This window comes from Chloroflexota bacterium (genome assembly GCA_026710945.1).
In the GTDB taxonomy this organism is placed as follows: Bacteria; Chloroflexota; UBA11872; order VXOZ01; family VXOZ01; genus VXOZ01.
The window spans coordinates 36,390-49,141 of sequence record JAPOQA010000041.1 but is presented as its reverse complement, the minus strand read 5'-3'; the positions used below and the strand labels follow the sequence as shown (position 1 = coordinate 49,141).

The window sequence follows — 12,752 nt, the reverse complement described above, 5'->3', positions numbered from 1 at the left end:
ACGACCGGATTCCGGGCAAGCTATGATAGGCGTAAGAATTCGCACCTACTCTGATTCAAAAGGAGCATTGCGCTATGTCCGCCGCTTCTCCCCAGGACCCTTACCTCGATCGCCTGCAGCGCGTCTACGTCGCCGTGGTCTCGGATGCGCTGGATGCCCTCGGCCTGCGGCACCAGGTGATGGCGCCGCGCGTGCGGCCGCTCTATGCCGAGGCACGGATCGTAGGCCGTGCTCATCCCATCCACTTTCGTCCGGCTGAGCGCATTCCCTCGCAGGAGGAGTATCACTATATGGAGATCGAAGCCATGGACAGTTTGCTGCCGGGCGAAGTGTATTTGGGTACGCTTGGTGACGCGCCGTCGTGCGCGCTGTGGGGCGAGCTCTTTTCTACCTGCGCCCAGGCCCGTGGGGCCACCGGCGCGGTGATCGACGGGCCGGTACGGGATACCGACAAGATCATCGGCATGCCGTATCCCGTGTTTGCCGCGGCGTCTAATGCCGCCGACGCCGCTGGCCGCGCTGAGGCCATCGCCCACAACGTGCCGATTACATGCGGCGGCGTGCTGGTGAACCCTGGCGACTACATTTTGGCCGATTACGATGGCGTGGTGGTGATTCCCCACCAGCACATTGAAGCCGTGCTACAACCGGCTGAGGAGAAGGTTAAGGGAGAAAACACCGTACGCGCAGAACTCGCCGCGGGGGAGAAGATGCGCACGGTCTTCGAGCGCCACGGGATTCTGTAGATTCTTGAGTTTTCTCGACCGGTTGGCGTGAGGCATGCCAGCCTGGCAAACATGGCCGGTGCAAATGCAAAAGGCGGGCGAACCAGCCCCCGTCGTCTGGTGTTGAGGGCGTTTCAGGGTCCGTCATTACCATGAAAATAGGCAATCTTGCCGTTCGCCCCCGTATCCGGTACGGGGCAGGCTCTGAGCATCGTCGAAGGGTGAACGGCGGAAGCGGTTAGCAGCTTTCGACACTCATCTCTCCGATCATGCTTCGACAAGCCTGTACTGAGATTGCCGAAGTGCTCAGCACGAACGGAGAGATCGGAGTTCATCTTCATTTCCTTGTGCGACCTGAGCAAGGCCATGGTGATTCCCGCTTTCACGGGAATCCATCCTCCCTTTGCCCTAAGTCCTCAGCTACTCAAGATGCGGGGGACAAGCCCCCGCGCTACAGGTTGCGAACCGAAATCAGCCGTTCGTGCTGATGGCTGCGCGAAGCCCCTGTCAAAATATGAACGGCGGAGGTAAAGCTACGTCGCCGGGAAGAGACGAAAGTGTCCTTTCCGTTCACCCTTCGACAAGCTCAGGGCGAACGGAGTGATCATTGACGAGCGGACGTCAGACGTCAGTGCGCTACAGAAACGAGCATACCAAAACTCTACAGCGGCAGGCCTATCGCCTGTCCGGTCTGCATGCTGCGGGTGACCGCTTCGGTAAACTCCATGTACTTCACACCGGCCTGAGGTGTGGTGTGAGTAATTGCTTCCTCGCCCCGAATGGCACTGGCAAACTCTTCCTCCACGCGCCAACCGCCAGCCTCGTCCTCCGGAATGGGGATTTCATCCAAGCCAGAATCGCCGCGCTTGCCGCCGAAAAGCTTATTGTCTGCGAACCGCAGCGTGCCCTCGCTCCCAAAGAGGAATGCTTCCGGTGTGCCGGCCAAGCCGGTCACGCTGGAGACCTGCATGTGCAGTTGCGCGCCGCAGGCCATATCGGCTACCACGTCCACGTGCTCCGGTACTCGCACCGCACGCAGATTGCCCGTTTCGTCCGCGCGCATCGTCGCAAAGGTCTTGCCCATGGCCTGCACGCGGGTGGCCTCGCCAACCCAGCGCAAGACTGCCTCGTACCAGATGCCCATGCTCATGATGTTAAGGCCGCTCAGGTCAAAGTCCTGCCGCCAATGCAATGGTGCGTCGGCATCCAGAAACTCGCCGCCAACGCGCACCTCGATGGCGAGCAGATCGCCCAGGTAGCCTTCAGCCAGCAGGCGTTTCAGCGTCGCGTCTACCCGCAGCGTCATGGGCGACGGCACGATCTGCACGACGAGGTGCGGGTTGGACTGCGCCGCGGCGTACATCTCCCAGGCCTCGTCGGCATTCATGGCCATGCGCGCTTCGCAGAGCACGTGCTTGCCCGCGGCTAGCGCCGCCAGCGTGGCTTGGCAGTGGAGATACGGCCACGTACCAATGACGATAGCATTGGTGTCCGGGGCGTCAACCAATTCGCTCCAGTTGCCGTACGTCGTGGGAATGCCAAACTGTTCGGCGGCCCGCACGCTCGAATCAGGGCTGCGGTTGCACACGCTGACGATCTCCACGCCCTCGATTGCCTGCAGGCCGGGGATATGTTTACCCCGCGTGTTCGCGCCCGCGCCAATGATGCCGACACGGATCGGTTCTGAATTCATTGTTTCTTGCCTCTATGTTTTGCACGTGTCAAAGACCGGACCACAACGCTCGAGCCCGTGCTTCGCGCTTGATATCCTTCAGCCTTCAATATCGCAACCGAGGAAAACGCGATTGCGCTCACGGCAGGCTTCAAGCACTGAAAAGCTGCCCGCTGCCGGATCGATCACCACGTCTCCCGGATTGGTCACCGCTGCCAGGAGCGCCCCCTGCAACTCAACCGGCTTGCGGTGGGTCTCTGCGTCACGCGGTACCGTCTCATCCCACACGTCCGGGATGTTGTGAATCTTCCAGACGCCCTTGGCCCGGCGCGGCGTCTTTTGCAGGACAACCACGTGTTCGCTCTTGCGACGCGTGCGGTAGCCCATGCCGATACGGCCTTTATCCCACGTAACGAGATCCACCACCGCAAGTTTCGTCTCCGCGAGCCAGGGGGAAAAGCCCGTGCAGAGGTGAAACTTATCCATCCACAGGAACAAGTGCCCGCTGGGCATGAGGGCGCGGTCGATGCCACGAACGAAGGCGGCGATTTTATCTGCATCCATTTGCGTGAGCGCGGAACGACCCCGGTTTCTGCTGCGACCCTCATTGCCGTACGACATCTTGTCCAACAGCCCGCGGTACTGGGGATCGAGAAAGGCGACGGGAAACTTGCCTTCCGGCAAATGGGCCAGAAACTCCAAGCCATCCATCTGCAGTCTGGTGTTGTATGCGAAGTGGTCGGGAAGCTCCAACGCCGGCATGACCAAGCTGCGCACCGGCGAGAACACTGATGGAACTGTGGACTCCGGTTCGTCGGATTGGGATTCAGTTTTGGGATCGGCCATAGAGCGTTCCCCTACTTAACAAGAGGCTGGGACGAACAGTAGTCGGGCAAGGCAGCCGTTACACTTCATGGCTAACTGCGGCCTTCACGGGCTACCTGCATTTTACGCTGCGAGACTCTCTGCAACAACCTGACCGGCCCAGGCAAGAGGACCGCTTGTTTGCTATTCCGTCCAGGTTCAGAGGAACGCAATCCTCTAAAGGCTGCATGCAGACCCCGTTCCTGTTCCGTGCTTGCTGAGCGTGCCTGTCCGGAGCTAGCCGAAGGGTCGAGGCACGGCTCAGGACACATGCTCAATGCATCATTCAGCCACTAACCGGAAACCAGACCGGGCTCGACCAGGCTGTGCGGCCGTCCTCTTGCACCGCGCGCACGTAGTAGTAGGTCCAATCCTCGCCGTCGCCGTTGCGGACACTGGGGGATACCTTCTGCACTTTTTCGAGCGGATCGGAATCTTCCAAAGTGCCTTCGTGGTAGTAGTCGTCGGCGTGGAAGCGTTTCACGTCCACGCCGTTGCGGACTAAGGTGACAGACCGGATGCGCTCGCTGCCGGAGACGCTGAAAGCGACAGTGCGGGGGCTTTCGTCGAGGGCGGGCCCTTCCGCGCCCATCGGCAAGCCGTTCGTCTCTGTCCATAGACCGATTTTGCGGCCGGAGGCCGCGATGCAGCGCCGGGCGCGCAGTGCCTCGAAGATGCCTTCTCGCGAGAATTCCTTTACGTAGAGTCCGCCGATACCGGTGCCCAGGGCGTTCATGCGCAGTTGGCTGAGGCGCGCCAGGCGCTTGGAGTTCGCCGCGTTTGGTTGCTGCGAATTGAAGTAGTGTCCTCCAGCATGGCCGGTGTGGTTATCGCCGCCGCCGATGACGCCTACGCGGCTTGCTCTGGCCAGTCCATCCTGGAGAAAGCTGCCGGTAGCGCTCGGCGACCAGTTAGGATCGCACTCATGGGGATTGCCTTGATACTCGTAGTTGCCCCAGAGCGAGGTGATCTCCACCACCGGTTCCCAGTGCGCATGGTGTTGCGACCAATCATAAGGAGTAGCGTCACGCGCGAGATGGTGTGGGATGCTGATGGAGTCGTACGGCAAGTCGTCAAGCTGCTGCCAGAGCTGAGCGAGCTGCGTTACTTCCGCGCCGCTGCGCAGGATGGGGGGCTCGTCATGATCGAAGAACGTATTGCGGTGGCCCCATTGCCGATCCCCGGGCGCGTTCCACTCATACCCGGGAACAGTCACGAAGCGGCCCGGCTCGTGGTAATGATGGTTGGCAGCCAGAATTTCCGACCACTCGTCCTCCACCAGCATCCTGCCGTTACCCGACCACGTATGATCGGTCACCGCGCCAAAGTCCATGCCAGCCACGTCTCGGGCGTAGCGGTAACAATCGGCGGGCGAGCCGTCAAAGCCGTCGGGAAGCGTCTCTTCACCCCAATAGCACGACGAGAAATAGGAATGAATGTGCAGGTCTCCCCAAACCAGGCGAAATTCTGTCGGTTGTCTTACCATCGGCTACGTGCTCCCATGCGGTTTCATCACGCCACACTGAGTCCTTGCGTACCATTGTACGTCGTCTCCGGGTTGCATGCAGTGCGGAAGTTCTCTCGCCGATCGTCCACGACGGCTTTGAATATCTCAGCGCAATCGCTGTACACTGTGGTCAAGGTGTTTGCATGCTCTTGACAGGAAGACTCCTGGCAAGGCGCGGTCTGCTTGCCGGTTCCTCCACGGTTGAGGCTGCCGGCAGCAGGGAATCTTCAGAGGAAAGAAGCCTGAGCAACGATTAGAAGGACGTCATGATGTTCGAGAAAGCATTCAAAGATGACTTTGAGCAGAACGGCTATACAATAGCGCGAGGGCTATTTCCACCGGACGAGGTAGCGGCGCTCACCGATCACTACATGTACTTGCGGCAGAACGGCACCTATAAAGGCGACTCTGCCGGCGTGGAAGCGCCGAATGGAGACGCTGCGGCAGACCCCTTGAAGCAGTTTCCCCGCATGATCCACATGCACCGCTGGGACGACCTGAGCCTGCAGTGGATGTTGGACCCGCGTTTCAGGGAGGGTCTGGCGACGCTCCTGGGTGGGGATCCATTTGCGGTGCAGACCATGATCTACTTCAAGCCGCCGGGCGCGCGGGGACAGGCGCTGCATCAGGACCAGTTCTACTTGCAGGTGGAACCCGGCACGTGCATGGCCGCTTGGCTCGCCCTCGATGATTGCGATGAGGCAAACGGCTGCTTGCAGGTGGTGCCCGGCAGTCACACGCTGCCGGAACTGTGCACGGAAGAGGCGGACACCGCCCAGAGCTTTACGGACGTCACGGTGCCGTTGCCGGATCAGGTGCAGACCGTTCCTGTCTTGATGGATGCCGGCGACGTGCTATTCTTCAACGGCCAGCTCATCCACGGCAGCTATCCGAATGCGACTGCCGACCGCTTTCGCCGTTCCCTTATCGGCCACTACATCATGGGCAGCGCCGAAAAGGTATCAAAATACTACCATCCGGTGTTGCGCATGGACGGCAGCGTTGTAGACCTCGGCAATAGCGAGCGGGGCGGCCCATGCGGCGTGTGGGTGGAAGAAGACGGACGACCTGTAGTGGAAATGGCGGTTGGGGAGTAGGCTGGGGCGTGTCTCTTACGTTTGCGCTGAGCCTGTCGGAGGAATCAAGTAGTCCAGTGGACGTACGGCCCGCAGGCCGATGCGTCTACTGCGCCCCGAGTTGCAGGCTGGCCCATATCAGGGCCGCGTAGAACATGTAGGGGCCGGTAAAGAGCAGGCTGTCGATGCGGTCCAGGACGCCGCCGTGGCCGGGGATGAGTGTGCCGGATTCTTTCACTTCCGCCCCGCGCTTGAGCAGAGATTCCACCAGGTCACCGAGTTGCGCCACCACCGCGGCGCCGAGACCAATGAGGCCCGCCAAAATGGGGCTAAGTGGGAATGGGGTGAATTGGGCATAGAGCGCTGCGACCATCACGGCGACGAACGCTCCGCCAAGCGTACCCTCCAGCGTCTTACCGGCGCTCAAGTGCTGGAAGATTCTGCGTTTGCCAATGCCTCGGCCTACAAGATACGCCCCCGTGTCATAAGCCCACGTAACGACCAGGGCAAAGATGAGCCACAGCTCGCCTCGTACGTAGATGTAGTCGCGGAGCGCCACGGTGTGGCCGAGCAGCCAGCCAATGTACATCGCTCCGGCGACCGCCATGGCCCAGCCCGTAAAGACCTGTGTATGACCCTGAGCCCGGGGAAGCAGCAATGCCCATAGCGAGCAGAGCACAATTAACGTGAAGAAGAGCGGCGGTAGAATAACGAGCTCGGCGTATCCCGCCCAGATTAGGCTGTAAGGCCACAGGAAGAAACCGAGGGCCAGCGCACCGGCCGTGACGCGCTGCATGGCAAGCCCCATCGTGCGTACGAGATAGACGTACTCCCAAAGGGCAAGGCCGCCAAGAGCCAGCATGCCGATGAGCAGCCAGGGATTGCCGAAGTAGGCTAACGCGAGCAGAAGAGGGGCATAGACGATTGCAGAGAGCGCACGCGCCGCAAGCTCCTGCCAGCGCGTACGTGTCGTATCGCGGCCCGCCTGGCCGCGCCTACCGTTTCGCTTTGCCATTCCGGCTGTTGGCAAGACGGCCGCTGCCAGTGAGGTCGTCACGTCCAGCAAGGCCGTCGCTATTCGCCAGGCCGCCGAACTTGCGCTCTCGATGGCTGTAATTTGCGAGCGCGGCGTAGAACTCTTTGCGCCCAAAGTCCGGCCAGTAGACCTGCGCGGCGTAGTATTCGGCGTAGGCAGCTTGCCAAAGCAGGAAGTTGGAAAGCCGCATTTCGCCCGCCGTGCGAATCACGAGATCGGGATCGGGCAGATTGCGCGTATACAGGTGCTGGCCAATCGTCTCTTCCGAGATGTGCGATGCAGGCACGCCTGCTGCAACGATCTCACGCACAGCATCTACGATTTCGCTGCGTCCACCATAATTGAAGGCAAAATTTATCGTAAGGCGGTTGTTGTCGCGCGTTGCATTCTCAAGCTGGTCGATTGCCACCTGCAAGGTTGAGGGCACGACATCCCGCCGCCCGATGGAGCGGACCTGTATCTGGTTCTCGACAATCGCGCCTTGTTCGCGCTCGATCGTCTCCTCCAGCAGCGTCATGAGCCCGCTGACTTCGTCCTCGGGGCGCGACCAGTTTTCTGTTGAAAAAGCATAGAGCGTGAGGACTCTGACCCCGAAATCCACCGCCGCCTCAGCAACTTCACGGACACAGCGCGCTCCGGCGCGATGCCCTTCCAAACGCGCGAGACCGCGCTGTGCTGCCCAGCGCCCATTACCGTCCATCACGATGCCGACGTGGACGGGTATAACCGTGAGAGGAGGAAACGACTCCGCCTCTTCAGGTGCAGGCTTAAGGGCTTTTGGTGACGTAGGCTCCATCGCTAGATGGTCAGAATCTCCTGCTCTTTATCGGCAAGAACTTTGTCGACGCGCTCGATCTCTGTATCGGTGAGCTTTTGCAGGTCGCCCTGGGCGCGGCGGATGTCATCCTCGGAGACGCTGCTATTCTTCTGCTGCTTGCGCAGCTCGTCCTGCGCGGAACGCCGGCTATTGCGAATGGCAACACGGGCCTCTTCTGCCCGCTGCCGGACCATCTTCGCAAGCTCTTGGCGGCGTTCCGCCGTGGGCTGGGGTAGGGCAATGCGGATGACCGTGCCGTCGTTCGAAGGAGTGATACCGAGTTCCGACTTTAGAATCGCCCGCTCAATGGCAGGAATCGACTGCTTGTCCCAGGGCTGAATGACGATGAGCCGCGGCTCCGGCACGATGATTGTGGCTACTTGATTGAGAGGCAGCTCCGTACCGTAGTACTCCACTGCGATCTCTTCCACAAGAGCCGTGGAGGCTCTTCCCGTGCGAATGCGGGCGACATCACGCTGCAATGCCTCTGTCGCGAGGCCCATAGCGATTTCCGTTTCCTCAAGAATCGGCTCCAGCATCGTCCCTATCTCCTATCAGGGTCCCCACCGGTTCCCCTTGCAGCAACCGCTCCAAGGCGCCGGAGTGTTCCAGCTTGAAGACCGCTATGGGAAGGCTGTTTTCCATGCAGAGCGAGATTGCGGTACTATCCATCACCTTTAGGCCCATGTTGAGGGCGTCGAGGTACGTTAGGTAGTCAAACTTCCTGGCCTGCGGATTCTCAATTGGGTCGCTCTCATATGCACCGTCAACCTTCGTGGCCTTTATGAGAATTTCTGCGTTTATCTCCATGGCGCGCAGGGCACCGGCCGTATCGGTCGTGAAGAAGGGGTTGCCCGTACCGGCGCTGAAGACGACAACCCGGTCCTGCTCCAGATGGTCGATGGCGCGCGCGCGAATATACGGTTCGGCTACTTCTCGCATTTCAATTGCCGTCTGCACGCGGGCGTCCAGGCCTTCCCGCGAGAGCGCATCCTGCAGGGCCAAGGCATTGATAACTGTGGCCAACATGCCCATATAATCGGCAGTGGCACGATCCATGCCCTGGTCGGCTGCCAACTCGCCCCGCCAGATGTTGCCGCCGCCGATAACGACCCCTATCTGTACTCCTAAGCGGCGGGCGGAAGCGATCTGCTTGGCGATGTTGCGCGCGATAGCAAGATCTATGCCATACTCGCCCTTGCCCTTCCCCATAAGCGCCTCGCCGCCAATCTTAAGCAGCACACGCCTATAGCGTAGCATTGCCATGGGACCTCTCTGATCGTGCAGCGCCGGATCGCCAGCGCAACATACTAAAAGAGCACGCGTCGCTCGCGTGCTCTCTAGATGCCGCGTTCGTAGCGGCAGAAGCGCCGAATGACAACATTCTCGCCGGTCTTTGCAATAGTCTGCTTGACGAGATCTGCAACAGTGAGCGACGGGTCGCGTACGAATGGCTGCGCCAGCAGCACGGTCTCTTCGGAATTGCCATCATATCCCTCGGGCAATTCTTCCTCGCTGACAAACTCCGGGCTCATGCCGGCAATGTGCAAGGCAATCTCGTGTACGAGGTTCTGAAACTCTTCCGTGCGCGCCACAAAGTCCGTTTCGCAGTTTACCTCCACGAGGACGCCAACCCGTCCGTTGCCGTGGATATACGAGTGCACTAAGCCCTGCGAAGCCTCTTTGCCGGCGCGTTTCTCCGCTTTTGCCAATCCTTGCGCATCCAGAAGCTTTTTCGCCGCTTGATGGTCCCCGTTCGCTTCCTCCAGAGCTCGCTTGCAGTCCATTATGCCCGCGCCGGTTTCCTCGCGCAGCGACTTGATATCCGTGATCGTCACTGTTGCCATTTCTTGAAATCTAACTCCCTCTGCGTAGTAGCGTCATTCCACAAGACGGCAGCTTAGCCCGCATCCTCTTCGGCAGCCACTTCTCCGGATTCAATATCCTCTTCTGCCGTAGGATCGGCAGCTACTGCCTCCATGGCCTTCTCGGCTTCTGCCTCAGCCGATTGGGCCGCGCGCAGCTCTTGCCCCCGGTTGATTGCGTCTGCTATGAGTTGCGTAATGAGACGAATCGACTTGATGGCATCGTCATTGCCCGGAATCGAAAAGTCCACCTGATCGGGGTCACAATTGGTGTCAAGCAACGCAATGACGGGGATGCCAAGCTTTTGCGCCTCTGCGACGGCAATGTGCTCGCGCACAGTGTCTACCACGTAGAGAGCAGAAGGTAAGCGGTGCATGTCGCGAATACCGTTGAAGAAACGCTGGAGCTTTGCCAGGCGGTCCTGGAGGCGGCCAACCTCTTTCTTAGAGAAACTCTGCCAGGCGTTGTTCGCCTGCTCGGCTTCCATTTCCTTCATTCTCGCTAAGCGCCGGCTGATCGTGGAATAATTCGTCAGCATGCCGCCAAGCCATCGCTGATTCACAAACGGCATCCCTACACGAGAGGCCTCTTGTTCCACTATGTCCTGTGCCTGCTTTTTTGTTCCCACAAACAAGACTTCGCGGTTATGCAACGCCAGTTCGCTGGCGAAATCGCAGGCTTCCTGAAGTCCGCTTGCGCTCTTTTCAAGATCGATGATGTGGATCTTGCTTCGCGCCATGTAAATGTACGGCTTCATCTTGGGATTCCACCGATTGGTGGGATGCCCAAAGTGCACGCCGGCGTCAAACAGATCCCTAAGACTCGCTACGGCCATTCGTTCGCGACCCCTTCTGCACTCCTGCACCTTGTGGCGGTCAAATTAACCGCTACTTTACTTCCTTCTAAAGCCTGACACGCACATTCCTCGTGTTGGCTCATTGGTTATCTAAACCAGTATACCGTTTCAGGCGCGTGCGCGGCAACGCACCTATACGTTGTGCGTGTTCGTTTTCTTTGTCTTTCACTCCGCAGCGACGCTCGCTCGCCACGTGAATTCTGTCTGCGCGGACGCTAGATAACATCCACATGCGCCGCCAATGCGAGCTTAAGCTTCTCTCCGTGTGGGCTGCTCATGATTTGGGGTCAAGCCACTGACCCGCCATGTCCGCTACGGCTGAACCAATGCTCAGCGAGGCAGTCGCCGCAGGCGAAGGCGCATTGAGCACGTGGATCATGCGTGATTCCTGCACGATGTGGAAATCATCCACCAGGTTCCCTTGCCGGTCCAACGCTTGGGCCCGTACGCCCGCCCCCGCTCGCACTAAATCCCCGCCGGTGACGTCCGGCACGAGCTTCTGCAACTCTTTCACCATCGCCTTTTTATACAATGAGCGGTACACTTCACCCAGTCCGGTGCGCCAGTATCGCGCCGCCATGCGCCAGAAACCCGCATAGCCCAAGATATCCAGCGTATCGCCGACGCTCACGTCACGCCACCGATATCCCTGCCGCTTGAAGGCGAGCACGGCGTTCGGCCCTACCTCGATTGCCCCACTGATGCGCCGCGTAAAGTGGACGCCGAGAAACGGGAAAGCGGGATTGGATACGGGATAGATAAGATTGCGCACGAGGTACCGCTTCTCTGGCACGAGTTCGGAGTACTCGCCACGAAAGGCCGCGACTTTTACCTGCGGTTTCAAGCCGGCAGCTATGCTGACGCGGTCCGCATACAGCCCGCCGCACGTGATCACGTGCTTGCTTCGCACGTCACCCAGGGTCGTCTCCAGCCGCAGCGCGTTTGGCTCTGCGACAATGGCGGACACCTCCGCACCCGTTCGCACCTGGCCGCCGGCCCTTTCAAGGAGTTTCCGGTACATCCCTGCGACAAGGCTGTAGTTTACGATGCCGGCGCTTGGCACGTGAAGCGCGCGGATGCCTGTGGCGTAGGGCTCAAGTGCCTTCAGTTCCTCGGGCCCGATCATGCGCACTCCCGGCACGCCGTTGGCTTCACCGCGGCGCAGCAACTCTTCCAAGGCGGGAACCTGTGACCCGGCAGTAGCTACAATCACCTTGCCACACCGGTCATAGGGAATGCCATGCTCTGCGCAAAAGTCCATCATGCGCTGGGATGCCTTCACCGCCATGCGCGCGCGCAGCGAGCCCGGCCGGTAGTAAATGCCGGAGTGGATGACACCGCTGTTGTGACCGGTCTGATGCTGGGCAATGTCGGCTTCTTTTTCAAAGACGGCGATGCCCAGACCGCGGTAACGCTGGGCCAACGTGAATGCCGTAGAAAGACCCACGATGCCCCCGCCGACGATGGCAATGTCTAGTGGCGAATCTCCGCTCATGCCTGTTCCGGACTTCCCTCTTTGAATTCTGCTAATCGCTGCAACAGATTATACTGTGCCACGCAAATGGAAGTGGGCCGGAAAATGGCAATCTCCCCTCACCCCAACCCTCTCCCCGGGAGGCTGTCTCATCAGTCGACACGAAAAGCCACATCGTGCTTCGCCAAGCTCAGCACGAACGGATTTTTGCCTGTTACGTTCGCCCTGAGCTTGTCGAAGGGCAAGTCTACACTGAACGATGCATTTGTGAGACAGCTTCCCGGGGAGAGGGAGCCTTCCTGCCTCCCGACCGGCGTAGTGCAAAGCCTGCTCCGAGCTTGATACGGTGGGCGAACGGTAATTGTACGTCCCGTTCGCGCTTAGTGCTGCGCTAAGCCCTTGTTGAGATTTGAATCGGCTCATCGATCCGGCGCCCGAGACACCCTCTCCCCGGGGAGCCCTTTGCATAACCCCACCTTCAGGCAGGGGCACTCCCTCTGCTGGGGGGAGAGGGTTGGGGTGAGGGGTCTTTTTGCTACAACGGTCCTTTACGCCGGGCAGTGTCAAGACGTATCAGGGCAGAATCGGTGTGTATTTGGAGAGATTTCAGGAGATCCACCCTCACCCTAGCCCTCTCCCGTCGAGGGAGAGGGAACTATTTCGCTACCGCTTGAGTTGCGCAAAGGTCCCCAGAGGGAGCGGGGACTGCCTCGCTTTCTCTAGACTTACGCAAAGGTCTCCCGGGGGAGAGGGCCGGGGTGAGGGTGAAGTCTTCACCTATTCAACCAAATCCTGTCCGCTCATCAATATCTCGCAGAGTTCACCGAAAAGGGCGTTGCCAGACTTCATTGCGGTTGCG

General features: G+C 59.7%; 12 protein-coding genes. 2 read left to right on the top strand and 10 right to left on the bottom strand.

The features are described 5' to 3' along the window. Nucleotides 1-74 precede the first annotated feature (74 nt). Nucleotides 75-746 carry an RraA family protein gene (locus OXE05_08535; protein MCY4437361.1) on the top strand — a complete coding sequence of 224 codons (672 nt, stop codon included), beginning with the start codon at nt 75-77 and terminating at the stop codon, nt 744-746. A 640-nt stretch (nt 747-1,386) separates the two neighbouring features. Here the strand turns inward: OXE05_08535 and OXE05_08530 are convergent. The 3 genes from OXE05_08530 to OXE05_08520 all read right to left on the bottom strand — a co-directional run bounded on the left by OXE05_08530 (nt 1,387) and on the right by OXE05_08520 (nt 4,747). Beyond that, nucleotides 1,387-2,418, bottom strand: coding sequence for a Gfo/Idh/MocA family oxidoreductase (locus tag OXE05_08530; protein ID MCY4437360.1), 1,032 nt, complete (start codon nt 2,416-2,418; stop codon nt 1,387-1,389). A gap of 78 nt (nt 2,419-2,496) precedes the next feature. Continuing rightward, nucleotides 2,497-3,159 (bottom strand): DNA methyltransferase, encoded by a 663-nt coding sequence (locus OXE05_08525; GenBank protein ID MCY4437359.1) that lies wholly within the window; start codon nt 3,157-3,159, stop codon nt 2,497-2,499. A 388-nt stretch (nt 3,160-3,547) separates the two neighbouring features. Continuing rightward, entirely contained in the window at nt 3,548-4,747 is a 1,200-nt protein-coding gene (locus OXE05_08520) for a DUF3604 domain-containing protein (protein ID MCY4437358.1), read from the bottom strand. Nucleotides 4,748-5,034: 287 nt separating this feature from the next. On the opposite strand from OXE05_08520, the gene OXE05_08515 reads away from it, so the two are divergent. Next, nucleotides 5,035-5,865 (top strand): phytanoyl-CoA dioxygenase family protein, encoded by an 831-nt coding sequence (locus tag OXE05_08515; protein ID MCY4437357.1) that lies wholly within the window; start codon nt 5,035-5,037, stop codon nt 5,863-5,865. 85 nt (nt 5,866-5,950) lie between these two features. Here OXE05_08515 and OXE05_08510 read toward each other — a convergent pair whose 3' ends face one another. From OXE05_08510 to lhgO, 7 genes are all read right to left on the bottom strand, one after another. Next, nucleotides 5,951-6,859: a phosphatidate cytidylyltransferase gene (locus tag OXE05_08510; protein MCY4437356.1), complete on the bottom strand. Its 909-nt coding sequence runs from the start codon at nt 6,857-6,859 to the stop codon at nt 5,951-5,953. Continuing rightward, on the bottom strand, nt 6,840-7,676 hold the full coding sequence (gene uppS, locus OXE05_08505; protein MCY4437355.1) for a polyprenyl diphosphate synthase: 837 nt from the start codon (nt 7,674-7,676) through the stop codon (nt 6,840-6,842). The genes OXE05_08510 and uppS overlap by 20 nt, the downstream gene beginning before the upstream one ends. Nucleotides 7,677-7,678: 2 nt before the next feature. Then, on the bottom strand, nt 7,679-8,236 hold the full coding sequence (gene frr, locus OXE05_08500; protein ID MCY4437354.1) for a ribosome recycling factor: 558 nt from the start codon (nt 8,234-8,236) through the stop codon (nt 7,679-7,681). Beyond that, a complete protein-coding gene (gene pyrH, locus OXE05_08495; GenBank protein ID MCY4437353.1) occupies nt 8,217-8,963 on the bottom strand; it encodes a UMP kinase in 747 nt (248 codons plus the stop codon). The genes frr and pyrH overlap by 20 nt, the downstream gene beginning before the upstream one ends. Before the next feature lie 74 nt (nt 8,964-9,037). Next, a complete protein-coding gene (gene tsf / locus OXE05_08490; GenBank protein MCY4437352.1) occupies nt 9,038-9,544 on the bottom strand; it encodes a translation elongation factor Ts in 507 nt (168 codons plus the stop codon). A 53-nt stretch (nt 9,545-9,597) separates the two neighbouring features. Then, complete coding sequence (gene rpsB / locus OXE05_08485) at nt 9,598-10,398, bottom strand: 30S ribosomal protein S2 (protein MCY4437351.1); 801 nt, start codon at nt 10,396-10,398, stop codon at nt 9,598-9,600. A 295-nt stretch (nt 10,399-10,693) separates the two neighbouring features. Further along, a complete protein-coding gene (lhgO, locus tag OXE05_08480; GenBank protein MCY4437350.1) occupies nt 10,694-11,914 on the bottom strand; it encodes an L-2-hydroxyglutarate oxidase in 1,221 nt (406 codons plus the stop codon). Nucleotides 11,915-12,752 lie beyond the last annotated feature (838 nt).